Origin of the sequence: Rhodococcus sp. DN22 (assembly GCF_036669995.1) — a bacterium.
Classification (GTDB): Bacteria; Actinomycetota; Actinomycetes; order Mycobacteriales; family Mycobacteriaceae; genus Rhodococcus_F; species Rhodococcus_F erythropolis.
In genome coordinates, this window is record NZ_CP133326.1 from 4393405 (window position 1) to 4418419 (window position 25015).

At 63.5% G+C, this 25015-nt stretch carries 21 protein-coding genes; 8 read left to right on the top strand and 13 right to left on the bottom strand.

Annotated features, from left to right (window positions below):
• Window positions 1-77 precede the first annotated feature (77 nt).
• Window positions 78-1853 (bottom strand): DEAD/DEAH box helicase, encoded by a 1776-nt coding sequence (locus tag RA302_RS19865; protein ID WP_003945121.1) that lies wholly within the window; start codon window positions 1851-1853, stop codon window positions 78-80.
• A gap of 102 nt (window positions 1854-1955) precedes the next feature.
• On the opposite strand from RA302_RS19865, the gene RA302_RS19870 reads away from it, so the two are divergent.
• The 4 genes from RA302_RS19870 to RA302_RS19885 all read left to right on the top strand — a co-directional run bounded on the left by RA302_RS19870 (window position 1956) and on the right by RA302_RS19885 (window position 6217).
• On the top strand, window positions 1956-2783 hold the full coding sequence (locus tag RA302_RS19870) for a carbon-nitrogen hydrolase family protein (RefSeq protein WP_064112499.1): 828 nt from the start codon (window positions 1956-1958) through the stop codon (window positions 2781-2783).
• A gap of 55 nt (window positions 2784-2838) precedes the next feature.
• Window positions 2839-3465 carry a phosphoribosyltransferase family protein gene (locus RA302_RS19875; RefSeq protein WP_070161767.1) on the top strand — a complete coding sequence of 209 codons (627 nt, stop codon included), beginning with the start codon at window positions 2839-2841 and terminating at the stop codon, window positions 3463-3465.
• A gap of 126 nt (window positions 3466-3591) precedes the next feature.
• Entirely contained in the window at window positions 3592-4290 is a 699-nt protein-coding gene (locus RA302_RS19880; RefSeq protein WP_058228429.1) for a hypothetical protein, read from the top strand.
• 139 nt (window positions 4291-4429) lie between these two features.
• A complete protein-coding gene (locus tag RA302_RS19885) occupies window positions 4430-6217 on the top strand; it encodes a long-chain fatty acid--CoA ligase (RefSeq protein WP_042450345.1) in 1788 nt (595 codons plus the stop codon).
• 56 nt (window positions 6218-6273) lie between these two features.
• On the opposite strand, the gene RA302_RS19890 is transcribed toward RA302_RS19885, so the two are convergent.
• The 3 genes from RA302_RS19890 to RA302_RS19900 all read right to left on the bottom strand — a co-directional run bounded on the left by RA302_RS19890 (window position 6274) and on the right by RA302_RS19900 (window position 9416).
• A complete protein-coding gene (locus RA302_RS19890) occupies window positions 6274-7260 on the bottom strand; it encodes an NAD-dependent epimerase/dehydratase family protein (RefSeq protein ID WP_254593734.1) in 987 nt (328 codons plus the stop codon).
• 87 nt (window positions 7261-7347) lie between these two features.
• Window positions 7348-8718 (bottom strand): FAD-linked oxidase C-terminal domain-containing protein, encoded by a 1371-nt coding sequence (locus RA302_RS19895; RefSeq protein WP_064689332.1) that lies wholly within the window; start codon window positions 8716-8718, stop codon window positions 7348-7350.
• The gene (locus RA302_RS19900) at window positions 8715-9416 is read right to left on the bottom strand and encodes an FCD domain-containing protein (RefSeq protein WP_007736157.1); all 702 of its coding nucleotides are present in this window, start codon (window positions 9414-9416) and stop codon (window positions 8715-8717) included. Before RA302_RS19900 ends, RA302_RS19895 begins: the two co-directional genes overlap by 4 nt.
• Before the next feature lie 92 nt (window positions 9417-9508).
• Between RA302_RS19900 and RA302_RS19905 the strand changes: the two genes are divergently transcribed.
• Window positions 9509-10126: a cysteine hydrolase gene (locus RA302_RS19905; RefSeq protein WP_030536921.1), complete on the top strand. Its 618-nt coding sequence runs from the start codon at window positions 9509-9511 to the stop codon at window positions 10124-10126.
• Window positions 10127-10131: 5 nt separating this feature from the next.
• Here RA302_RS19905 and RA302_RS19910 read toward each other — a convergent pair whose 3' ends face one another.
• Window positions 10132-10773, bottom strand: coding sequence for an alpha/beta fold hydrolase (locus tag RA302_RS19910; RefSeq protein WP_082654941.1), 642 nt, complete (start codon window positions 10771-10773; stop codon window positions 10132-10134).
• Window positions 10774-10856: 83 nt separating this feature from the next.
• Between RA302_RS19910 and RA302_RS19915 the strand changes: the two genes are divergently transcribed.
• Window positions 10857-14300 (top strand): bifunctional RecB family nuclease/DEAD/DEAH box helicase, encoded by a 3444-nt coding sequence (locus RA302_RS19915; RefSeq protein WP_064689331.1) that lies wholly within the window; start codon window positions 10857-10859, stop codon window positions 14298-14300.
• Between the two features lie 29 nt (window positions 14301-14329).
• On the opposite strand, the gene RA302_RS19920 is transcribed toward RA302_RS19915, so the two are convergent.
• Together RA302_RS19920 and RA302_RS19925 are read right to left on the bottom strand one after the other, a co-directional pair.
• The gene (locus RA302_RS19920) at window positions 14330-15505 is read right to left on the bottom strand and encodes an amino acid deaminase/aldolase (RefSeq protein WP_007736155.1); all 1176 of its coding nucleotides are present in this window, start codon (window positions 15503-15505) and stop codon (window positions 14330-14332) included.
• A 70-nt stretch (window positions 15506-15575) separates the two neighbouring features.
• Complete coding sequence (locus tag RA302_RS19925; RefSeq protein ID WP_020908434.1) at window positions 15576-16223, bottom strand: TetR/AcrR family transcriptional regulator; 648 nt, start codon at window positions 16221-16223, stop codon at window positions 15576-15578.
• A 78-nt stretch (window positions 16224-16301) separates the two neighbouring features.
• Here RA302_RS19925 and RA302_RS19930 point away from each other — a divergent pair, with 78 nt between their 5' ends.
• The gene (locus tag RA302_RS19930; RefSeq protein WP_042450351.1) at window positions 16302-17615 is read left to right on the top strand and encodes a D-arabinono-1,4-lactone oxidase; all 1314 of its coding nucleotides are present in this window, start codon (window positions 16302-16304) and stop codon (window positions 17613-17615) included.
• A gap of 3 nt (window positions 17616-17618) precedes the next feature.
• On the opposite strand, the gene RA302_RS19935 is transcribed toward RA302_RS19930, so the two are convergent.
• The 4 genes from RA302_RS19935 to RA302_RS19950 form a co-directional block, all read right to left on the bottom strand.
• Window positions 17619-18584, bottom strand: coding sequence for an adenosine deaminase (locus RA302_RS19935; protein ID WP_003945144.1), 966 nt, complete (start codon window positions 18582-18584; stop codon window positions 17619-17621).
• Window positions 18585-18591: 7 nt separating this feature from the next.
• The gene (locus tag RA302_RS19940) at window positions 18592-19353 is read right to left on the bottom strand and encodes a crotonase/enoyl-CoA hydratase family protein (RefSeq protein ID WP_338477695.1); all 762 of its coding nucleotides are present in this window, start codon (window positions 19351-19353) and stop codon (window positions 18592-18594) included.
• A gap of 35 nt (window positions 19354-19388) precedes the next feature.
• Window positions 19389-20582 (bottom strand): AMP-binding protein, encoded by a 1194-nt coding sequence (locus RA302_RS19945; protein ID WP_030536925.1) that lies wholly within the window; start codon window positions 20580-20582, stop codon window positions 19389-19391.
• A 93-nt stretch (window positions 20583-20675) separates the two neighbouring features.
• Window positions 20676-21476 (bottom strand): enoyl-CoA hydratase/isomerase family protein, encoded by an 801-nt coding sequence (locus RA302_RS19950; protein WP_007736151.1) that lies wholly within the window; start codon window positions 21474-21476, stop codon window positions 20676-20678.
• Here RA302_RS19950 and RA302_RS19955 point away from each other — a divergent pair.
• Complete coding sequence (locus RA302_RS19955; protein WP_070161765.1) at window positions 21475-22875, top strand: FAD-binding oxidoreductase; 1401 nt, start codon at window positions 21475-21477, stop codon at window positions 22873-22875. The two genes, RA302_RS19950 and RA302_RS19955, sit on opposite strands and share 2 nt — an antisense overlap.
• On the opposite strand, the gene RA302_RS19960 is transcribed toward RA302_RS19955, so the two are convergent.
• Entirely contained in the window at window positions 22835-24319 is a 1485-nt protein-coding gene (locus RA302_RS19960) for a DHA2 family efflux MFS transporter permease subunit (RefSeq protein ID WP_338477700.1), read from the bottom strand. The two genes, RA302_RS19955 and RA302_RS19960, sit on opposite strands and share 41 nt — an antisense overlap.
• 2 nt (window positions 24320-24321) lie before the next feature.
• A complete protein-coding gene (locus RA302_RS19965) occupies window positions 24322-24945 on the bottom strand; it encodes a PadR family transcriptional regulator (RefSeq protein WP_007736146.1) in 624 nt (207 codons plus the stop codon).
• Between the last annotated feature and the right edge of the window lie 70 nt (window positions 24946-25015).

A 25015-nucleotide genomic window follows, 5' to 3' on the forward strand; every position in this document is an offset into this window, starting at 1 on the left:
CACAGAAAACAGGCGCTGTCCTCCTCGCGGAGGGCAGCGCCTGTTTCAGTCTTCATGACAGTCGTTGAAGCTGTAGGTCAGTCGTTGTAGCGATCGCGTCCGCCACCGCGGCGGTCGTCACGTCCACCACGATCGTCCCGGCCACCACGGTCGCCACGGCCACTCGGACGTCCCTGCGGCGGCCCGAAATCAGGCTGCAGCTGGATCAGGACGCCGGAGATACGTGTGCGACGCAAAGCTTCGAGAGTCTCGTTGGAGAGGTCGGCCGGCAGCTCGACGATGCTGTGATCCGGGCGAATGCTGATGTGCCCGAAGTCGCTTCGACGAAGCCCACCCTCGTTGGCGATGGCACCGACGATGGCACCCGGAACGACGCGGTGACGCTTGCCGACTGCAATGCGGTACGCGGCCAGCTCCTGGCCCTCGGGCCCACGCGAGCGCGGGGCCGGGCCATCGTCGAAACGACGGGGAGGACGTGGTTCACGAGGCTCGCGCTCACGACGCGGCGGTGCCGGCGGCTCGGGAGAAAGCAAGAATGCTTCGCCGTCGCGCGACTGCAACGCCAGAGCGGCAGCGATGTCGATGAGCGGAACGTCGTGTTCCTGGTCGTAGTCCTCGATCATCTTGCGGAACATCGCGAGATTCTCCGAGGCCAGGCTCTCGGTGATGGAGTCACCGAACTTGGCCACGCGCTGGGCGTTGACGTCGTCGACACTGGGAAGCTGCATCTCCGCAAGCGGCTGACGGGTCGCCTTCTCGATGGACTTGAGCAGATGACGCTCACGCGGGGCGACGAACAGCAACGCGTCACCCTGACGACCGGCGCGGCCGGTACGACCGATGCGGTGGACGTACGACTCCGTGTCATGCGGGATGTCGTAGTTGACGACGTGGGAGATTCGATCCACGTCGAGGCCTCGAGCGGCAACGTCGGTCGCGACAAGGATGTCGAGGGCGCCGTTCTTGAGCTGACCGATGGTCCGCTCACGCTGTGCCTGGACGATGTCACCGTTGATCGCGGCAGCCGAGTGCCCGCGGGCCCGCAGCTTCTCCGCCAGGTCTTCGGTGGCCTGCTTGGTACGGACGAAGATGATCATCGCCTCGAAAGCCTCGACCTCGAGGACGCGGGTCAGTGCATCGAGCTTGCGCTGATGAGCAACCTGAATGTAGCGCTGCGTGATGTTCGAGGCGGTCGACGTCTTGGACTTGACGGTGATCTCGACCGGATTGTTCAGGTACTGCTTCGAGATCCGGCGAATCGAGCCGGGCATCGTTGCCGAGAACAGAGCGACCTGCTTGTCGCCGGGGGTGTCGCGGAGGATGCGCTCGACGTCCTCCTGGAAGCCCATCTTGAGCATCTCGTCGGCCTCGTCCAGAACGAGGTACTTGAGATTGGTCAGATCCAGGGTGCCCTTTTCGAGATGGTCGATGACACGACCAGGCGTACCGACGACGACGTGCGCACCGCGGCGCAGTCCGGACAGCTGGACGCCGTAGCTCTGGCCACCGTAAATCGGCAGGACGTTGAGTCCGGGGATGTGCGCGGAGTACTTGCCGAAGGCCTCGGCAACCTGAAGCGCCAGCTCACGCGTGGGAGCAAGCACCAGCGCCTGGGTCTGCTTGATCGACGTGTCGATCCGCGACAGGACTGGAACTGCGAAGGCTGCGGTCTTGCCGGTACCGGTCTGTGCGAGACCGACGACGTCCTTGCCTTCGAGCAGCGGCGGAATGGTGGCAGCCTGAATGGGCGAGGGCGACTCGTAGCCCACGTCTGACAGTGCCTTCAGTACCCGATCATCGATGTCGAGGTCGGCAAATGTTGGGGGTTCGGGGTCACGCTCAATATCACTCATTTGACCAGCAGTTTAGCGGATAGAGTATAGACACGACGACATACCGGGGGTGCTTTTACGACAGATCCACCCTCCCAGCGGGTTTCGCCTAGCGTAGGAAGCATGACCGAAGCCACCGCAGCCACCCCCTCCCAGACCGTTGTCGCGATTGCCCAATTCGCCCCGGGGACGGACAAGAAAGCCAACCTCGAATCACTGCGATCACTGGCTTCCGATGCAGCAGCACGCGGCGCGAAAGTTGTCGTGGCGCCGGAATACTCGATGTTCACCGCACCGAAGACGGATGAGCGTTTGATCGAGTCCGCGGAGGACCTGGACGGCGAATTCGGTTCGGCGCTGGCGTCGGTCGCCGCGGAGTTCGGAATCTTCCTCGTGGCAGGAATGAACGAGCGGATCGACGACGTGAGCAGAATCTCCAACACCCTCGTCGCGATGGACCCGAACGGCGAACTGGTGGCGACCTACCGGAAACTGCATCTCTACGACGCTTTCGGTTACCAGGAGTCGGCCGTGATCCGCGCGGGCGAGATCACCGAACCGCAGACTTTCGGGTGCGACGGCCTGACCTTCGGCCTCCAGACCTGCTACGACCTGCGCTTCCCGGAAGTCACCCGGCGCATCGTCGACGTCGGCGCAGACATCTTGCTCCTGCCCGCCCAGTGGGTGCCGGGGCCGCTCAAGGAAGACCACTGGACCACTCTCGTGCGCGCCCGGGCCATCGAGAACACGATGTACATCGCAGCGGCAGATCAGAGCGCGCGCGGCGGCGCGGGTGCCAGCATGATCGTCGACCCGATGGGCGTCGTGATGTGTTCACTTGGCGAGCAGGTCGGGGTCGCCACCGCACTCGTTTCGGCTGCTCGCATCGCCGAGGTACGCGAGAAGAATCCCGCTCTCGCGCTGCGGAGGTTCACAGTCTCGCCGCGGTGACCTGCAGCGAGTAGCGTCGAACTGGTCGGGGTTCGAGCTTCTCGAGGACAACGCAGTGACCCAGTATCGGGATCGATCTTCCGCCGGCAAATTTCTGGCCGGGCGGCTCGAGACCTTGCGTATCGACAAGCCCGTCGTTCTCGGACTCCCGCGCGGCGGAGTTCCGGTCGCAGCCGAGGTGGCTGCGGCACTGAACGCTCCGCTCGACATCGTGGTGGTGCGCAAGCTCGGCAGTCCGTACAACCCGGAACTGGCGATGGGCGCCATCGGTGAGGGCGGCGTGCGGGTCCTCAACCACGACGTCATCGCAGCGGTTCGCGTCTCGAAAAGAGAACTCGTCGCCGTCGAACGCGACGAGCGAACCGAATTGGAACGGCGGGCGCATCTCCTGCGCGAGGGGCGGACCCCGGTTTCCCTCCACGGACGCACTGCGGTGGTCGTCGACGACGGAATGGCTACGGGCGCGAGTGCCGCCGTTGCCTGCCGATGCGCGCGCACCGCGGGTGCTGCCGCCGTGATCGTCGCTGTCCCAGTAGCGTCCCCCGAAGCCATGAGAGTGATCGCGTGCTCCGCCGATCGGGTCGTCTGCCCCTTCGTTCCTGCCCTGTTAGGCGGCGTCGGTGCTGCATTCGAGGACTTTCATCAACTCAGCGACGACGAAGTGCTGTCCTTCCTCGCCTGAGTGCACACCTCTCCAGCCTGAGCACAGTCCAAGAGATCTCTGAGAATTTGTGATGTGTGCAACATTTCGCTCCTCGGTGCCGATAGCCCAAATGGAACAAAAAGAATTCGGCTTTCTGGAGGAACCGTGACCATCTCGACCGATACCGTCGACGCCGTCGCAGCTGCGTGCCGTGACCGCCTGGGCGACCCTTCCGCCTGGGTTGCGTCAGACGCTTATCGACAGAGCCTCGCCCTGTGCATCATCGAATCCGTTCAGTCCACGTCGGGTCACAGCGAAGTGACCGTCGTCGATCGCTACCTGGCGTACCGGAAAGCCCGCGAGGACAAACCCGTCACGGATGGCGCACGCGAACTACTCCGCACCTTCGAGGAAGCCGGCAGTTCGGACCAGTGGGCAGGCAAGATCGGCTCGTACAAGCGTCGCTACACGGCGACGGGTGTCCCGATCGAGGCACGGCACATCCAACAGGTCGCCGAGAAACTCCATCACTTGCGGATCAACAGCGTCGAGGACCTGCTGTCGGCCGCCGATTCCGACAACGCTCTCGACGCCGTTCACCATGCCTGGGTGGACGCGTGCGGAGACGGTTCCGAAGTGACCTGGGCCCACCTGTTGATGTTGGCCGGAATTCCGCACACCGATCTGGGGACCGCTGCCGACACCTTCATCAGCGCGACACTCGGCACCACCGAGTTGCCGGGAGACACCTCGGAGATCCTTGCAGCTACTGCAGAGCAACTCGGAGTGGATCCGGACCGATTGGACTACGCAATTCGGCGGTGGCTGTCCGTGCACGGTCGCACGCTCCAACACGTCGCCTGAGTACCTGTAAACAGGCGGTCACACTAAACTGCAGGTCAGCGCCCGACCAGTTCTACCGAATAGTAACGACAGTGCAAAATGACGACTAATGTGATGCAATGCACATCAGAAATGTCAGTAGTCACTGGAGGGGTCAATAGTGCGCGAGTTCTCAGTTCCACAGTCGTTCTCAATTCCGGAGAACGTATCCATGGCCGACTCCGTGTTCCGTCACGCCGAAGAAGACCCCACATTCGTGCCGTTCAAGAGGCCGTCGAACGGTGGATGGGTCGACGTCACTGCAGCTGAATTCGCGAAGCAGGTCTCCGCAGTTGCCAAGGGCCTGATCGCGTCAGGTGTCGAGCTCGGCGACCGCGTCGCTATCCTGTCAGCGACGCGCTACGAGTGGGTCGTTCTCGACTACGCCATCTGGACTGCGGGCGGATGCACCGTCGCGATCTACGAGACCTCCTCCCCTGATCAGGCGCAGTGGATCCTCGAGGATTCAGCGACAACACTTCTGGTCGTCGAAACGGCCAAGCACGCGGAGACTCACAAGGAAGTCACCGACGGCGCAGAAGCCCTCCGCGAGGTTCTTGTCATCGAGTCGGGTGCGATCGACGAGCTGTCCAGTCGCGGTTCGGCAATCACCGACGAAGAACTGCACACTCGTCGTCACCAGGTCACCGCTGCCTCGCCCGCGACCCTGATCTACACCTCCGGAACCACCGGACGCCCCAAGGGTGTCCAGCTGACGCACTCCAACTTCTACGCCGAGTCCAACGCCTGCCGCCTGGCGATGCCGGAGTCCATGGTCCCCGGCAAGAAGACTCTGATGTTCCTGCCGCTTGCCCACGTATTCGCGCGAGCGATCTCCTTCGGCGCTTTCGACGCCAAGGTCACCGTCGCCCACACGTCGGACCTGACGACGCTGCTCGAGCAGTTCGCCGGCTTCAAGCCCAACTTCATCCTCTCGGTGCCCCGCGTGTTCGAGAAGGTGTACAACTCGGCTCGCCAGAAGGCAGTCGACGGCGGTAAGGGCAGCATCTTCGACAAGGCTGCTGCCACCGCCATCGAATACAGCGAATCCCTCGAAAAGGGTGGCCCCGGCCTGGCACTCAAGCTCAAGCACGCGGTATTCGACAAGCTCGTCTACTCGAAGTTGCGTGCAGCTCTGGGTGGCGAGTGCGAGCGTGCAGTCTCCGGTGGCGCAGCCCTCGGCGCGCGCCTCGGCCACTACTTCCGCGGCGTCGGCATCCCGATCTACGAGGGCTACGGACTCACGGAGACCAGCGCCGCAATCACCGTCAACACCTCGAGCGCGCAGCGCGTCGGCACCGTCGGCAAGCCGATCAACGGCCATGCAGCACGGATCGCCGAGGACGGCGAACTCCTCCTGCAGGGCCCGGTCGTGTTCGCCGGCTACTGGCACAACGAGAAGGCCACTGCCGAATCCATCGTCGACGGCTGGTTCCACACCGGCGACCTCGGCTCGATCGACAACGAGGGCTACGTCTCCATCACCGGACGCAAGAAGGAAATCATCGTCACCGCGGGCGGCAAGAACGTCGCACCGGCAGGCCTAGAAGATTCCCTGCGCGCGCACGCTCTGATCAGCCAGTGTCTCGTCGTCGGCGACGGTCAGCCGTTCATCGGTGCACTGATCACCCTCGATCCGGAGACACTGCCCGGTTGGGTCGAGCGCAACGGCCTGCCCGCCGGCACCCCGATTGCCGATCTGGTGAAGAACGCCGACCTGATCGCCGAGATCGACTCGGCCGTTGCCGACGCGAACAAGAAGGTCTCCAACCCCGAGCAGATCAAGAAGTACACGATCCTCGAGGTCGACTTCACCCAGGAGACCGGTGAATTGACGCCGACGCTCAAGCTCAAGCGCAACATCATTCACGAAGCTCACAAGACCAAGATCAGCGACCTGTACGCCTGATCGATCGTCTTTCACGAGTCTGGCCCGGTTCGAATGCGAACCGGGCCAGACTCGTTTCACTGTCCGGCGGAGAGTAGTTCCTTTTCGATCTCGGATGGAAGGCCGTGCACCGCACGATCCTCCCGCTGAGTCGGCAGAGTTTCCCGCTGCATCCACTCCCAGGTATCGCGCACGGTGTCTTCGACGGGCCGGCACCGCAGCCCTGCTTGCCCCGCCTTGGCGGTGTCGGCTTCGAGGAAGCCCGCGAACTCACCCTCCTGCGGCACCCAACACGGAAGTTGTGTCCACGGCTGCGCTCCAGCGGCCGCCAGCCTGTCCTCGTCGATCCACACGAGTTCAGCGTCCGAACCGGTGGCAACCACGCACGCCTGGAGGAGTCCGGAGGTAGTGGTGTGGCCGGACGGGCTGATGACGTCGTATGCCCCGCTGATCCCGGCGGCCAGTCCGGACAGGACAAAGGTTGCGATGTCGCGGGCATCGACGTACTGCAACGGTCTGGTCGGCACTCCGGGAGCAACGACACGTCCGGCCGCCGCGATGCGCTGCAGCCACCACGGCAACCGCCCGATGTCCTCGCGCGGGCCGAGTATCAACCCTGCCCTCGCGAGCAACGCGTCCGGGAAGGATTCCAGGACAGCGAGTTCGGCCCCACGTTTGGCGGACGCGTAATCGCTGTTGTCATCGGAGGTCGCAGATGCGGCCACCACCGGCGAGTTCTCGTCTACGTGCAAGCCCCATTGGTAGACGGATCCACTGGAGATGTATGCGTACCGGTCGACGTGACCGCGCAAAACGCGTGCATTCTCACCGACCACTCGGGGGCTACCCGACCAGGTGTCGACGACAAGATCCCATCGACGATCACCGAGCGCATCAACCATCGCACGCTGATCGGTGCGATCCGCGAACAGGACCTCCGCTGTAGGTGGTGGCGCTCCGGTGAGCCCACGATGGAGCACTGTCACTTCCCAGCCCCGAGCCAAAGCGTCATCGACGAGAGCGCGGCCGAGGAACCGTGTTCCTCCGAGCATCAACAGCTTCATGAGGGCCATCGTCACTTGAAAAGCGTCGTGCGGCAACACGTTCGTCTGGTAGCGCAATTTCCGGCGACTGAGGCACGGACTAACCGCTCAGATACCTCGTCCGGGATTGAGAATGTTCTTCGGATCGAATGCGGCCTTCACTGCAAGCATCATTTCGCGTTCGGTCTGGCCGACCATGTCCGCCATGTACGGCGCTTTGAGAACCCCGATACCGTGTTCACCGCTGATCGTTCCGCCCAACGCCAGTGCGCCGGCAACGATGTCGTCGAAAGCTCCGCGCGCACGATCCTGCGCACCCGATTCGGCAGCGTCGAACACGATGGTCGGGTGGAGATTGCCGTCGGCGGCGTGACCGAAGGTTCCGATCGTGACGCCGTGGCGATCGGCCGCTTCACGAATGCATTCCAACATGGACGGCAACGCCGGCACCGGCACCGCGACGTCGTCGAGAAGTACCGTGCCCAACGCCTCGAGAGCCGGCAAGGCCATGCGGCGCGCGGCGGTGAACTCTTCACCTTCCACCGGATCGTCGGTGTGGAAAACCTCTCGGGCCCCGGCACTTTCGCACGCCGCGGCGCAGTCCGCTGCCTCGGCGGCCGCCGACCTACCGTCGCACTGGATGAGCAGCATCGCCCCGGCCGATTCGTCCAGCCCCATCTTGGTCAGCCGATTGACGGCGCCGATGGTGACGTCGTCCATCAACTCCATCTGACACGGTTCGGCCACTGCCGACACGGCGAGGACGGCATCGATCGCGGACTCCGCGGAATCGAAGAAGGCGACCACAGTGGTCGCGGCAGTGGGCGCCGTACGCAACCGCATCGTGGCTTCGACGATGACCGCGAGAGTGCCCTCCGACCCGACGAGCAGATGTGTCAGGTCCAGCCCCGCAACGTTTTTGCGCGTCCGTGCACCGGTACGGATCACACGCCCGTCGGCGAGTACCGCCGTCAGGGCCGCAACGTGATCACCGGTGACGCCGTACTTGGCGCAACAGATGCCGCCTGCATTTGTCGCCAGATTGCCGCCGATACTCGAGATGGACCGGCTTCCCGGATCCGGTACGTACCAAAGGCCCTGCTGTGCAGCAGCTTCCGCCAGGTCACCGTTGATCACTCCGGGCTCCACCGTGGCGGTGCGCGCGGCAGGATCGATCTCGAGAATGCGATCCATGCCCGCGACGCTCAAGACGATGCATCCGTCGAGTGCGTTGGCGGCGCCGGCCAACCCGGTACCTGCCCCTCGTGTCACCACGGGAACGGAGAGTTCGTGGGCCACCGTCATGACCGCAACGACGTCGTCAACCGTCTTCGCCTTGACCAGCGCGGCGGGCGTTCCGGCTGTGGTGAGCAGTGATTGATCCCGGACGTACGCGCCCATTCGGTCGGGATCGGTTGTCGCCCTGTCCCCCACCGCTTTCTGCAAGCGTTCACCCAACAGATCGATACTCGTGGTCATTGTGTTCGTCCTTCGTAGAATCCGCGCACATGGCGCTCGACCAAAACGGCGGCCTCGTCAGCTGCACCGCGCTCGATCGCGTCGGCGATACCCTCGTGCTCGGCCAACAGTGCGCCGAGCGTGGCCGCCGAGTTCTCGCGCGAGTCGAGTTCGCTCAGCAGGTAGCCGGCGATGCTGTCGCGGAGAACCGTCATGACCAACCCGAACGCCTTGTTCCCGCCCGCTCCGGCCAGCGCAACGTGAAAGTCGACATCGGCGTCGTGGAATGCGACCGAGTCGTCGGCAAGGGTTGCGACGCGCATCCGCTCGATCGCATCCCGGGCGCCGTTCGGCACCGCGACGACAGTGCGCAGCGCAGCAGCTTCGAGCAGCACTCGCAATTCGACAAGATCGCCCAATGGAACTGCACCCACCTGCAACGCCGTGCTGAGAGCTGTGGCCGCGGAATCGGCCGTATGCTCGTGCGTCACCCGAGGCCTGGCAGTAGAAGTGGTGTCCGCGCCGGTCAACAATCCCTGCGCTTGCAGGACACGAAGCGCCTCACGGACCGTCGATCGCCCCACCGAGAACGTCTGCGCGAGTTCCTGTTCGGTCGGCAATGCCTCGCCGACGGGAAGCGAGCCGTCGAGTATGGCAGCACGGATTCTTCCCGACACGGCAAGGCTGAGCGGCATGCGCGACAACGGAGTCGTATCCATGCCGCGACGCTACCACCCCTTGCCTGCTTGTCTGACAAACTGTTTAATTGAGGAGATTCGTGACCCGGACCACAACAGAGAAGGTGCCGACCATGACCGACAAGCTCGAATTGGATCCCGCGACCACCGCCGTCGTGCTCATCGAGTACCAGAACGACTTCACCACCGAGGGCGGTGTCCTCCACGAGGCCGTCGCACCAGTCATGGAATCGAACGGACTCCTCGCGAACACCGCCGCGCTGGTCGATGCGGCCCGGGCGGCGGGTGTCACCGTGATGCACGCACCGATCACCTTCGCCGAGGGGTACAACGAAATCACCTCGCATCCGTACGGAATCCTCAAGGGCGTCGTCGACGGAAAGGCTTTCGTGAAAGGTTCGTGGGGCGCCGCTATCGTCGACGACCTCACTCCGAAAGACGGCGACATCGTCATCGAGGGCAAGCGCGGACTCGACACTTTTGCCAGCACCAACCTCGATTTCATTCTGCGCAGCAAAGGAATTCGCACGATCCTTCTCGGCGGCTTCCTGACCAACTGCTGCGTCGAATCGACCATGCGCACCGGATACGAGAACGGTTACCGGGTCATCACACTCACCGATTGCGTGGCAGGCACTTCGGTCGCCGAACACGAGAACGCGATCACCTACGACTACCCGATGTTCTCGCATCCCGTCACGTCGAAAGAGGTGCTCGGCGCGCTCTCCTGAGAGGACTACCTGGAATGCGCGAGAAGGAATTCACGGCTGACGTTGGTGACACTGGCGTGAACCTTCTCGTGCAGCAGGTCGTGACCGGCGTCCTCGAACTCACGCATCTCGACGTTGCGCAGCGTCCGCGCCCAGTCCCGGACGGGATCGACCGGGGCGATCCGGTCGTCGGTACCGTGAACGACCAGGACTGGGATGCCCGCGTCGGAGAGTTCCGCCCACCCGTGTTGCTCGACCGCACTGCGCGGGATGCCGCACAACACCGCGGACGCGAATTCGTGATCGCGATGAGCCAGCACCGTCAGCGCAGTCACAGCACCTAACGAATGACCCATCACCGCCTGCGGAACGTCGGGCAGTTCCGCCAAGGCGATGTCAGCCAGCGCGGCTGCATCGGCAGCAAGATCGGAGAGCGGAGCCCCGACTCCCGGATCACCCTCCGACAAACCGTGCCCGGTGTGATCGATCGCCCACACGTCAATCCCCGACGCCGTCATTGCGCTCGCGAAACGGTGATACTGCCCGCTGTGCTGGCCGAGACCGTGCAGAAAGACCAGTGACACCGTGGGCACCGCACCCCCTGCCGCCGGCCAATGCCGAAAGTGCACCTGACCGGTTCGTCCGTCGAAGAAAGGCATGATCGTCATTCTGCACGCCGCTACCGATATCCGCGGCTCGTGAGCGATTACTGGTGGGTTGCCTTGTCGGTGAGCGATGGCACAATCGCCCTGTGTTCCTACTCGATGATCAGATCGTCTACAGCGCCAGCGACCTCTCGGCTGCGGCCTCGTGCGAGTTCGCACTGCTGCGGCAACTCGACGCCCGAACCGGTCTGATCGCGGCCGAGGCCGCCGAGGCGGATCCGATGCTCGAACGGACGTCGAGCCTCGGCGACTCGCACGAGCGCGAACAGCTTCAGAAGTTCATCGATCAGCACGGAGACGGCGTCGTCGTCATGCCGCGACCGGAACACTCACGCGCAGGCCTGACCGCTGCCACGTTGGCCACCGTCGAGGCAGCACGATCGGGCGCGCCAGTCATTTATCAGGGAACCTTTTTCGACGGCCGATTCCTCGGGTTCTGCGATTTCCTCGTCCGCGAAGGCGACACCTACGCGGTCTACGACAGCAAGCTCTCCCGGCACGCCAAGGTGTCGGCACTTCTACAACTCGCCGCATACGCGGATGCGTTGGAGCGCAATGCAATTGCCGCCTCCGATCAAGTTCATCTACTGCTAGGCGACGGCAGCACGTCGTCGCACGACATCGGAGACATCGCGCCGGTATTCGCGGCACGTAGAGCTGAACTCGAACGAGTCCTCGACGAGCACCGCGCCGAGGGGAAACCGACACAGTGGCTCGACGATCGGTACCTGCGTTGTGGTCGATGCGACACCTGCAGCGTCGAGGTCGAAAGCCATCGAGACCTGCTGCTGGTTGCGGGTGTCCGCGGCAATCAGCGTGAACAGCTGATCGTCTCGGGGATCACGACAATCGACGAACTCGCCGCGAGCACCGGCCCAGTCGAGGGAATCCGCCGGGAAACACTCGACAAGCTCCGTGCACAGGCAGCGGTTCAACTACGCCAGGAACTGTCCGGCGACGCCGAATTCGAGGTCTACGAACCCTCGGCGCTCGGCGGACTCCCCATCCCCGACGACGGCGACATCTTCTTCGACTTCGAGGGCGATCCGCTCTGGGCCGAGGACGGGTCCACCGATTGGGGGTTGGAGTATCTGTTCGGTGTGGTCGAAGGGCCTGCGGACGACTACGTGTTCAAGCCGTTCTGGGCACACGATCGCGAGGGTGAGCGCCAGGCGCTCCTCGACTTCCTCGATTACGTCACCGCGCGTCGAGAAGCTCATCCAGGCATGCACATCTACCACTACGCCGCGTACGAGAAATCGGCGCTGTTGCGCTTGGCCGCACGTCACGGTGTCGGCGAGCAGACCGTGGACACCCTGCTCAGCGAGAACGTGCTCGTAGACCTGTACCCGATCGTCCGCGCGTGCCTGCGGATCGGACAACGCTCGTACAGCATCAAGAAACTCGAGCCGCTCTACATGGGTGAGCACGGCCGTGACGGTGACGTGACCAACGCCGCCGCCTCGGTCGTCGCTTATGCCGACTACTGCGAATTGCGCGACGGCGGACAAGCCGACCAGGCCAGGGAACTTCTTCAGGGCATCTCCGACTACAACGAGTACGACTGCGAATCCACTCTCCGCCTGCGCGATTGGCTCGCCGAGCGCGCCGCAGAACATGGTGTCGAACTTCGAGAGCCGACCGGACAGATCAAGATTCCACTCGAAGAACTCACCGAATCGGAAATCGCACTCCGCGACTTCGCCGGCCACAAGGCCGGTTCGACACGCACCTCCGATCAGCAGGCTGCTGCTCTATTGGCCGCAGCAGTCGGTTACCACAATCGCGAGCGGAAGCCGTACTGGTGGGCCCACTTCGACCGATTGGTCACACCGATCGAAGACCTCGTGGACATCCGCGACGTCATGGTGGTCGAGCAGTCCGAAATCGAAACGGACTGGCACAAGAGCACCGCGCGGCAGAAGAAGTTTCGTCGCCACATCCAATTGACCGGAAGTTTCGGCACCGGAACGTCTTTGAGTCCGGGCAGTGATTTGTTCGCGCTCTACGCAACCCCCTCCCCGGATGCCGTTGCAAGCGAGAACCCCACCCAGCGCGGCACCAGCAGCGTCAAGGTCACCGCCGTGGTCAAGTCCGAAGGGCTCGACGTGGTCACCGTGGAAGAACTGCTCAGCGGTGACGAATACATCGATTCCCCTGTCGCGTTGGCACCTGGTCGTCCGATTCCCACCGGACGCATGGAGAAGTCCATCGCCGCTGCCGCGTCCGACGCCAGCGAGAGCCTGCCCGAACTGCCACACATCGCGGCAGTCGACATTCTCAGGCGCAGCACCCCGAGAACCCTCTCGGGTTCAGCGCTGCCACCTGTCGGCACCGACAACAACTACGCCGACGCCATCACCGCCGCACTTCTCGACCTCGACGATTCCTACGTGGCGGTGCAAGGTCCTCCCGGTACCGGCAAAACCTACACGGGCGCTCGTGTCGTCAAGACACTGATCGAACAACACCATTGGCGTATCGGCGTGGTGGCACAATCACATTCGGTGGTCGAGAACATGCTTGGCGGCATTCTGAAGGCCGGCGTGGACCCCGCACTGGTCGCAAAGAAGGGCAGCCGCAGCAAGACCGCGGAATGGCAGGACATCGCGTCCGAGGAATACGCCGGATTCATCGCCGAAGCGGAAGGCGTCGGCTGCGTCATCGGCGGCACTGCATGGGACTTCGCGAACACCGATCGTGTTCCCGCCGGCAGTTTGGACTTGCTCGTGGTCGACGAGGCAGGTCAATTCGCGCTGGCGAACACCATTGCCGTCGCGATTTCCGCGCGAAACCTGTTGCTGCTGGGCGACCCGCAGCAGTTGCCGCAGGTGAGCCAAGGTACTCACCCCGAACCTGTCGACGAATCGGCACTCGGTTGGCTCGCCGAGGGACACGGCGCACTGCCACCCGAACTCGGCTACTTCCTCGAGAAAACGTGGCGGATGCACCCGGATCTGTGTGCGCCCGTGTCCGCATTGTCGTACGAGGGCAAGCTGCGTTCCCAGGAAACCGTCAGTGCGGCAAGGAAGCTCGACGGACTCGCTGCCGGAGTACACACGGTGTTCGTCGATCACCGCGGCAATTCCACCTACTCCCCGGAAGAGTCCCAGGAAATCGTTCGCCAGATCCAGGGCCTTCTCGGCACGCCTTGGACCGACCCGAGCGAGTTCGAGGGAACCAGGCCGCTGGAGCAGTCGGACATTCTCGTGGTCGCGGCGTACAACGCCCAGGTGGGCACCGTCGAGCGCGATCTCACCGAGGCCGGTCTCACGGAGGTCGAGGTCGGGACCGTCGACAAGTTCCAGGGCCGCGAGGCTGCGGTGGCAATCGTGTCGATGGCCGCATCTGCCGTCGAGGACGTCCCGCGAGGGATGTCGTTCCTGCTGTCGCGAAACCGTCTCAATGTTGCTGTCTCACGCGGCAAGTGGTGCGCGATCATCGTTCGATCGCACGCGTTGACGCAGTACATGCCCAGTACGCCTGCGGGATTGGTCGAACTGGGCGCGTTCATGAGGCTGACGAGCTAGCCGAAGCCTGTCTTACCCGAAACACTGCCCTACCCGAAGCACTGCCCTTCGCCGCGATAGGTGGGAACCGAGGTTCGGGTGCCGTCGGCTTCGACCACGTACACGCGGTCGAAGCGCTCGCACAGCTCGCCGGCTTTGGCGTGACGGAACCACACACGGTCGCCGATCGCGATGTTGCCGGCTTCCTTCCCGGTGACCGGCGTCTGGACTTCGCCGGCACCTTCGTTACGGAGCAGTTTGAGACCGGCGGGCCAGACCGGCGACGGAACGCGGGTGGCTCCCGCAGGTCCCGACGCGATGTATCCGCCACCGAACAGGGTCGTGACCGACGGCGTCGGTTTGCGCACGGCCGACAGCGCGAAGAACAGCGCCGGATCGGGACGGAAGGCACGGTAGCGGTCGAACAGGGTCGGTACGTACAGTCCGGAGCCTGCTGTTACCTCGGTCACCACAGGATCGGCCGAGCTGACCTCCAGCGACCCCGTACCGCCGCTGTTGACGATCTCGAGTGCACCCACGGCATCGGTGACGGCCGCGACCACAGCGCCCCTTCTGGACGCCAATTCGCGGGCAGAGGCTTTCTTGACCCAACCGATCGGAGCACTGGTGTCAGGAAGGCCGGCAATCTGGGCTTCGTAGAACATCACTCCGACGACGGAGAATCCGCGTTGGCGCGCACGCGCCGCGAGTGCGGCGACCGCGCCAGGTTCGCGCAGTGGCGAGCGTCGTACGCCCAGATGGATCGGGCCGATCCGCAGTGACGCGTCGACGTCGAGACACACGCGGACAGGCGCATCCCCCGTCGACGCCGAACGAATGAGGTCCAACTGCGCATCGTCGTCGACCATCAAGGTGATCGATGCGAGAGCGGTGTCGTCGGCAGCGAGATCCGCGATGGCGCCACGATCGGCGGTCGGGTACCCCATCAGGATGTCCCGTGCGCCGAGCCCGACCAGCCACAGAGCCTCGCGCAGTGAGTACGCCATGATTCCGCGGAATCCGCCGGACGCGGTCAGTGTGTCGCCGAGAGTTTCAGCCAGAACCGTCCGACAACGAACCGATTTGCTCGCCACTCGCACCGGGGTTCCACCGGCGCGGCGCACCAGGTCGGCTGCATTACTGCGCAGTGTGGTCAGATCCAGAGCAGCCAGAGGCGGGTCGAGTTCTCGCGTGGCAGCAGTGAGTCGATCAAGGGTCCTGGTCACAGATGATCCAATCGTCGCGGCGTGCGACCAGTCAATCACCAATCCTGGACGTATGTCCAGGATGGCGGTTCTACTGAGGCGCGACCACGGCTTTGTTGGCGATTACCTGAACCATTTCTCCGAACTCGGCAATAGTCGCGTCGGAGTCACGATCGACCAGCCATCGCAGAACAAGGCCGTCGATCATTGCAAGACTCAGTCGCGCAATCGAACTCAACGGCTCCGTCCACACCGTGCCCGATATCTTGGCGCACTCTTCGAGAAACGACACCGCGAGCTCATCCATGATTCGGTACTGCTCAAATGCAACCGCCCCAGCACGTTCGGCTCCGAGATTGCGACTACGCAGTGCCTGCGCAGTAATTTCGTAGGTCAACAACTGGCGATCCGGGGTTGCCTCGATGGTCGGCCACATTCCGGTCAGGCCGATGTGCAGCAATTCCCTGAGCCCCTGCACGCCACTGAGATCCGGCGCATGGCGGACCTGCGCGAACGCATACTGCATCGACGCACTGAGCTGCAGAATGAGCGTTTCACCCATTGCCGCGATCAGCGCTTCTTTGCTCTCGAAGCAGTAATGAACGACGCCGAGCGATACCCCGGCCTCCTCTGCCACCGCCCTTACCGTCACAGAACTGACACCGCGCTGTTCCGCAATAGACAAGGCGGACTCGACCAATTGTGTGCGGCGTTCGTCCGCCGGGAGCCTGTTCAGCATCCAATGATCGTAGAACGCAAATGACAAAATCTTCGCGCAATGCTTGCCTGGACGACCGTCCAAGTACATTATTGCGTAATGGCTTCGGACACTTGGCAGAACTGGGCGGGCACTCAAAGCGCCGCGCCGCGTCGCTTTGCGACGCCGACAAATACCCGTGAACTTTCGTCGTTGGTCGCCGAGGCCGCCTCGCGTGGCCAACGTGTGAAGGCCGTCGGCGCCGGCCACTCGTTCACCGGTGTCGCGGTCACTGACGGTGTCCTCGTCAGCCTGGACAACTTGAGCGGAATCGACTCGATCACACCGACCGACGACGGTGCGCTGGTAACTGTTTTTGCAGGCACTCGCCTTCATGCTCTCAACGACGCCTTGTGGCAACGCGGATATGCGATGGCAAATCTCGGTGACATAGACGTCCAGTCACTGGCCGGCGCGACGTCCACCGGCACGCACGGCACCGGCGCACGATTCGGCGGTATCGCCACACAGATTCGCGGAATCGAGATCGTTCTCGCCGACGGATCCGTCGTTACCGCAAGCGCCGACGAAAACGTCGAGCTGTTCGAAGCGGGCCGCCTCGGATTGGGCGCAATCGGCATCATTTCGAAGATCACTCTCGCCTGCGTTCCGCGATTCACACTTCGCGCAATCGAGGAACCCGACACGCTGTCTCACATACTGGACACCCTCGAGGGCGATCGCCTGGGCCTGGATCACTTCGAGTTCTACTGGTTCCCGCACACCGATCGTGTCCTGACGAAGAGCAATACGCGACTCCCCGGAGATACCGAACCCGATCCGGTGGGCAAGGTTCGCGCGTTCGTCGACGACGAACTCCTCTCGAACACACTCTTCGAAGGTGTCAACCGCGTTGCCACCCTGGCACCGGCCGCGATCCCGAGAATCAACAACGTGTCGTCCCGATTGCTCGGCGCCCGCGAGTTCACAGATCGCAGCTACCGGGTATTCGCGTCTTCGCGCCGGGTGAAGTTCAAGGAGATGGAATACGCGATTCCCCGCGAACACGTCACCGAGACACTTCACGAAATCGATCGCTGGATGAAGAAGTCCGGAACCAACGTCGCTTTCCCCGTCGAAGTACGTTTCGCTGCCGCCGACGACCTCTGGCTCTCCACTGCTCACGGACGCGACACCGCATACATCGCGGTACACCAGTACCACCGCCGACCCGAAACGGAGTACTTCGCCGCGGTGGAGGCAATCGCGCGCGCCGTCGACGGCCGGCCGCATTGGGGAAAAATGCACAACCGGACCGTCGACGACCTGCGTCCGACGTACGACCGACTCGACGACTTTGTCGCCGTTCGAGACAAGTACGACGCGAATCGTGTGTTCGACAACGAATACTTGCGTCAGGTGCTCGGCGACTGACGGTCAGTGCCGCAGTAGTTCCGCTTTTCGCGCATCGCTCGCAAACGAGGCCTTGATCGAGTTCCGGGCGAGGGTGTCTCGCTCGGCCTCCGTCAGACCCAGGGCTCGGCCCAGTTCGGTGAAATTGTCGTCGACATATCCCCCGAAGTAGGCCGGGTCGTCGGAGTTGACCGTGACGATCAAACCCATCTCGAGCATCGATCGAAGCGGATGATCCGACAGCGAATCGAACACCCGCAGACGAACGTTCGACAACGGGCAGACCGTCAGTGGAATCTCCTCGTCGACCAGACGCTCGATCAGGGCAGGATCCTCGAGTGCCCGGACTCCGTGGTCGATCCGCTCGGCGCCGAGAATGTCGAGCGCCTGCCAGATGTACTCGGGCGGTCCCTCTTCACCGGCGTGAGCCACAACGTGCAAACCCTCGGCACGCGCGCGGGCGAACACGTCCTCGAACAGTGACGGCGGGTTGCCGACCTCCGCGGAGTCGAGTCCGAGCCCGACGATTGGAGCCTGCAGGCGAATTATCTCGGAGAAGATCTCCTCGGCGTCTTTGACGGGCTGATCTCGGAGGATGGCGGCGATTGCCGCGCTGCTGAGCCCGAACTCGCGCTCACTCGATGCCACCGCATCCATGATCCCGTCCAGGACCTCGGTCAGCGGAACACCACGGACCACGTGCGCCTGTGGATTGAAGAAGAACTCGGCATGCGCGACGCCGGCGGCAGCCGCGCGGCGGAAGTACGCTCGCGTCAGGTCGGCAAAATCCTCCGCGGTGCGCAGGACGGCCATGTTGGCGAAGTAGAGATCGAGGAACGACTGCAGATCGGTGAACTCGTATCTCGACTTCAGATCGTCGATGTCCTTGTACGGCAAGTCCATTCGATTGCGCTCGGCAAGTCGGTAAATCTGTTCGGGTTCCAGAGAACCCTCGATGTGCATGTGCAGCTCTGCGACAGGTGTAGCCATGTCGGTGTTACCGCCCCTTCCAGACCGGGGCGCGCTTCTCGGCGAACGCCGTCGCGCCCTCGCGTGCATCTTCGGACGCGAACACCGGCGCCATGACCTGCAACTGCTTCGCGAAAGCTTCGTCGTCGGACCAACCGCCGGCCTTGACGATGATCTCCTTGGTGACCGCAACCGCGAGCGGTCCGTTGCGGGTGATGCGATCAGCCAGCTCCAGCGCGCCTTCGAGCGCCTTACCTGGCTCGGTCAACGTGTTCACGAAGCCGTAGCGGTAGGCCTCCTCGGCTGTGAAACTGTCACCGGTCAGGGCCAGTTCCAATGCCTTCTGGTACGGAATCCGCTTGGGCAGGCGCAACAATCCGCCTCCACCTGCGACCAGCCCTCGCTTGACCTCCGGGATACCGAACTTCGCTTCGGACGACGCGACCACCAGGTCGGTGGCAAGCACGAGTTCCGTGCCGCCTGCCAACGCGAAGCCCTCGACCGCCGAAATGATCGGCTTACGCGGCGGCCCTTCCGTGAATCCGAGACCGCGTCCCGGCACGAGTACGTTCTCGCCGGCCGCGAATGCCTTCAGATCCATACCGGCACAGAAGTTTCCGCCGGCTCCTGTCAGCACCGCCAAGGACAGATCGTCGTCCGCATCGAGCTCTTCGACCGCAGCGGCCAATGCGTGACTGACCGCCGAGTTGATGGCGTTACGCGCCTCGGGCCGGTTGATGGTGATGATCAGTGTCCGCCCGCGCCGCTCGGTGAGAACCTCGTCCGCCATGATGTCCCTCTCGTTTGTCGACCACGCTCGCGTGACTACGCGACGTTGCGTTCGACAATACGGACGAAGCCATCGGGGTCGATCTGCGCGGTGTCGTGAGTGCAGAACCACCCCTGGGTGAACCTCGTCGAGGTCGCTTGCGGCGAGTTCCAATACCGACGCGTGACACTCGGTCCACGGCACAGCAACTCACCGAAACCACCTGGAGCATCCGGGCCGTACAACGCCACTTCCATTCCACCGAAAGCGATTCCGACGCTTCCGAGGTGGGTGGGTGCCGACTCGGTTGGCAGAATGAGACCAGCCCCACAGGTCTCGGTTTTGCCCCACCCGATCACATGCCGAGCGGCCGGGAACAGGGTCAGCAGCTTGGATTCCTGTTCGGCCGTGATCGGCGACCCGCTGCAATCGATCCACTGAACCGACCTCGAACCGGCACGCGCCGCCGGCCCAAGGGTGAGCAACCGTGGCTCGAGCAGGTCCTCGGGCCGCCCGGTCACGATGTCGACGGTATGCACACTCTCACGCCAGAAGTCGCCGGCGAGGACCACCGTTCCACCGACCACCAACGTCGCGAGCACGTGCACGAATTGCCGTACCGACTTGAAGTCATTGTCCACCAACAGATTGCGCACACCTTCGACGCCGTAATCGCGCGAGTGCAGAATGCCGACGATGGCGGAGAGCACGTTCTCGTTGCTCAACTCGACGCCCAGCATTTCACCCGAAGAATCGGCGGTGTACGCGAGGATCGCCATCTCCTCCGGGGCGGCACCGTCGTCGATGAACGGAACACCGTGTGGGAGTTCCCCGTCGAGCACCAACACCGAGCCACTGTCCGCGATGACGAAGTCCGCCGCGTCGTCGCTCAGATGAACACCCACGGAGACTGGAACACCGCCGGCGAGAATGACGCCGAGGCACGCCTCCATCCACCTCACCCCGGCGGCGACGCGAATGGCCACACGGTCACCGATCTCGACGCCTCGCGACTTCAGCCCGCCTGCGACCCGCGACGCCTCGGCCCACAACTCCGCGAAGGTGACTTGCTCGCCGTCGACCTCCTCCACCGCGATGCGTGAGGAGAATCGATGAACGGCGATATCGAGGAGTTCGGACAGCGACGGGTCGAGTTGGCTGTACCGAAGCACCCCGTCACCCGCACGGGTGACACGGGCGTCGGCGAGGAGCTGAGTCGAACACGGGTATTCCACAAGCGTCGACCGCATCGATACCTCCACGTCACTGACAACCCACCGGCCATTCGACTATATGACGTGGATCACAGTTCGTGGAGGTCTCTGGCGATAATCGTCGCAAACTTACTTTCCGGAGTAGACCGCTTTGCCCGGTCCGACCTCGAGGAAACTGCGGACAGCGCCGCGTAGGTCATCGGTGGCGAACAGCGCACCGGACACCCCGGGAGTCACCGAATCCGCGTGGGCGATCCCGCCGGAACGCCAGGCCGCCACGATCTGCTTGGTGGCGTCGTGGGCTCGCGTGGGCCCGTCCGCCAACCGGGCCGCCAGGGCACGCGCCGCAGCATCGACATCGTCGTGAACGGCATTGACGACGCCCCACGAGTGCAGGGTTGCGGCGTCGTAGAGATCGCCGGTCATGACCAACTCCCGAGCCCGTCCGGAACCGGCGCGCTCGGCCAAACGCTGCGGTCCACCCATGGACGGCGTCAGACCGACCACTGTCTCGACCAGTCCGAACTTCGCCTTCGGCGCCGCAAGGATGATGTCGCAGGCCAAGGAGATCTCGAAGGCAGCAGTCAGCGTCAGCCCGTGCGCCGCGTAGATGACCGGGCACGGCAACGCCTCGAGCGGATGGCAGATCTGGGCGAACAGTTCGCGCCACAATTCCGCTCCCTGCTCCGGGTTCAGTCCGTCGAACACATGGACGTCGACGCCGGCCGAGTTGACCTTGCCCTCGGCGCGCAGAAGCACAGCGCGCGGTGGGTTTTCGGTCAGCGCTGCAACATCGGCGATGACGGCGTCGAACATGGCCTGATCGAACAGATTGAGTGGTCCGTGCGCGAACGTCAGGACAGCCACCTCGGCACCACCATCGGTGGTGAAGCGCTCGAGACGGGTGGGATGCGATTCGGGAGCAGTCATGCCGCCACACTGCCACATCGAACCGGCCTACGATCGTCGGGTGGACGGTCTGAGAAATGCACTCGCGGACGTTGTGGGACACCGGTTCGTCGTCGACGACGCCGACGTATTGGCGACCCGTTCCACCGACCAGACAGGGCGCTACAGCGGGCGCGCCAGTGCTCTGGTCCGACCCGGAAATACCGCCGAAGTCTCGGCAGTGCTGAACGTGTGCCGCTCGCGCGGCGTACCGGTCACCGTTCAGGGCGGGCGAACCGGTCTGGTCGCCGGGACGGTGCCCGAGCACGACGACGTCCTGCTCTCCACCGAACGCCTCGAGGCGATCGGCGAAGTCGATGTTGCCGCCGGTCGGATCACCGTCGGTGCGGGAGTGACACTCGCGCAGGTACATTCGGCGGCCTCCGCCGCCCGCCTGAAATTCGGGGTGGACATAGCTTCACGGGATACAGCAACGATCGGCGGCATGGTCTCCACCAATGCCGGTGGGCTGCACACGGTTCGATACGGGAACATGGCCGAACAGGTGCTCGGCCTCGAGGTGGTGCTCCCCGACGGGACCACGGTGCGTCGGTCACCGAAAGTGTTGTCCGACAATTCCGGATACAACCTGCCCGCACTGTGGGTGGGCAGCGAGGGAACTCTTGGTGTGGTCACGGCAGTCGATCTGAAACTACGACGGGTACCGAGTCACCGGGTCACGACGCTGACCGGTTTCGACCGACTGCAAGACGTCGTGGACGCGGGGCGCACGTTGTGCACTCTCGACGGCGTCGACGCACTGGAGTTGGTGGACGGCCGTGGACTCGAATTGGCCGCACGCCATTTGAACGCCGCGGTGCCGACGGGGCGACCGTGGTACCTGCTCGCCGAGGTGTCCGCGGCCCACGATCCGCTGGAAGACCTGGCCGAGCTGCTCGAACGCATCGACCCACCGCAGACCCCGGCAGTGGCGGTCGACGATCCCGGCTCGACGCGTTTGTGGGCGGCGCGGGAGTGTTTCGCCGAAGTGGTCGGACTGTTCGGTCCCCCACTGAAATTCGACGCGGCGCTGCCGCTGGACTCGCTTGCCACCTTCGCCGAGGACGCCGCGGCGGTGATCGCGAGTCGTGCCCCCGAGGCAATTCCGATCCTCTTCGGACATGTCGCCGAGGGAAACATCCACCTCAACGTCCTGAACTGCCCGAACGCCGACACCGTGTACCGCAGCGTCCTCGAACTGGTTCGCGATCACGGCGGAAACGTCAGTTCCGAGCACGGAGTGGGCTCGCTCAAACGCAACTATCTGGACCTGGCCCTCTCTGCGGAGGACATAGCCACGATGTGGGCGATCAAGCGAGCCCTGGACCCGAGCGACTATCTCAATCGTGCAGTGATGTTTCCCGACGCGCTTCGGCACTGACGGCCATCGCGTCGTCGTGTGCGTCGCCGCGCAGAGGCCGAGCGAAGCACACCGAAGCGACGAAGCCGATGAGCAGCACGCCTGCGGGCAGCCAGATCGACTCCGACATCGCCGTGCTGAACGGTTCACGGACGAACTCGGGTAGGTGACCCACTCCGGCTTCGGAACTGCCGCCGGTCAGACCCTGAGCCGCCAATCGTGCGGTGATCAGTGCTCCGATCGTGGCACTGCCGAGAACCGCACCCACCTGCCGGGTGGTGTTGTAGACGCCGGCGCCGGCGCCGGCCTGCATCGGAGGCAGGTTGTGTGTGGCGGTGGCCGCGAGCGGTGACCAGATGCATGCGTTGGCGAAGCCGATCAGGCCGATCGGCAGGAGCAGTTCCCAGATCGCGACGTCGGGAGACATCACCAGTGCGAGCCAGCCCAGGGCGATCGCAAACAGCAGGAAGCCGGTGCCCGCGATGTAGCGCGGATGCGTCTTGTCGACGAGCTTGCCGATGATCGGCGCAAAGATGCCGGTTAGCACGGCCATCGGAACGAGGAGGAGCGCCGACTGCGTCGGGGAGAGTCCGCGAACTGCCTGGGTGTAGAACATCAGCGGAAGGACCATCGACGTGATCGCGAAGCCCATCGCGGTGATGGCGACGTTGGCGAGCGAGAAGTTGCGGTCCTTGAAGAGTTCGAGTGGGAGCAAGGGCTCGTTCTTGTTGCGCGACTGGTAGAACACGAACACCGCGAGCAACACCACACCGGCACCGATCAGGCTCCAGACGAATCCGTTCCAGTCGTACGAACTGCCTTCCTGGATTCCGAACACGAGCAGGAACATGCCTGCGGCGCTGAGAATCACGCCGGGGATGTCGAACTTGTGCTCGCTGGTCGGCAACGACGGAACAAGCTTCCACGCGAGGAGGAAGGCGATGACACCGACCGGGACGTTGACGATGAAGATCCATTCCCAGCCGAGATTGTCGACCAACACACCACCGGCAAGCGGACCGACCAGCGTCGCAACACCGGCAACCGCGCCCCACAGGCCCATCGCGGCGCCACGCTTGTTCGGCGCGAACGTGCGTGTGATGACGGCCATCGTCTGAGGCGTCATCATTGCGGCGCCCAGACCCTGGAAAGCCCTTGCCACGATGAGCATCTCGACGCTGCCGGACAGACCACACCACAGTGAAGCGCCGGTGAACAGTACGAGGCCGATCATGTACAGGTTCTTCGGTCCGAACCTGTCACCGAGCCGGCCGGTGACGAGCAGCGGCACCGCGTACGCCAGCAGGTACGCGCTGGTGACCCAGACGACCTTGTTGATGTCGGTGCCGAGGTCCTCCATGATCGCAGGGTTGGCGACAGCGACGATGGTGCTGTCCACCAGAATCATGAAGAACCCGATACACAGCGCCCACAGCGCGTGCCAGGGATTGACCTGCTTTTCCATCTTCAGTCCTTAGGTAGTGCGGACGAGCCTGCGGAGCCGGCCAGCCGGTCGAGAAGTTCTTGTGAGAGCCAGGGCATTTCGCCGCTCTCGATGTCTGTCACCAACGCGCCGATCCACTCTCTTTCGGCGACGGTCAGTGCGTGGGCGTAGTCCGCGCCCACCGTGAAGATTCGTGGTTTTTCCGCCGCCTTCAGCGCTTCGTAGTCGGCCTCGAATTTCGCGATCGTCTTGTCGAGGTGCGCGAGACGAATTCGAAGCATCTGACACGCGGTGGACGCGGAAAGGTTGTGCATTTCGGCGAGCGCGAGCGGCAACCGCGGATACTCCCGCACCGGAACCGCCAACATCTCACGTAGTTGATGCTCGAGGGCCTCGCGGCCCCGGGCGGTGATCTCGTACGTCGTCCGTTCGGGCCGGTTGCCCTCACGATCGGTCCCGATCGAAGCCAGAAGTTCCTGCTTCTCCAACCGGGAAACCGTGTGATAGAGCGATCCCGGCTTGATCTTCACCAACTGATCGCCCCGGCGAACCGAGGCCAGTTGATACATCTCGTACGGATGCATCGAACGCTCGGACAGCAGGCCCAGAACGGTGATTCCCAGAGGCGTCAGTGACACGTCACCCATGAGTCCCCCTCCCTGACAAGCCGCAATTGACTATTTCTTGACTATTCCACCTGAAATAGTCCACATGGAA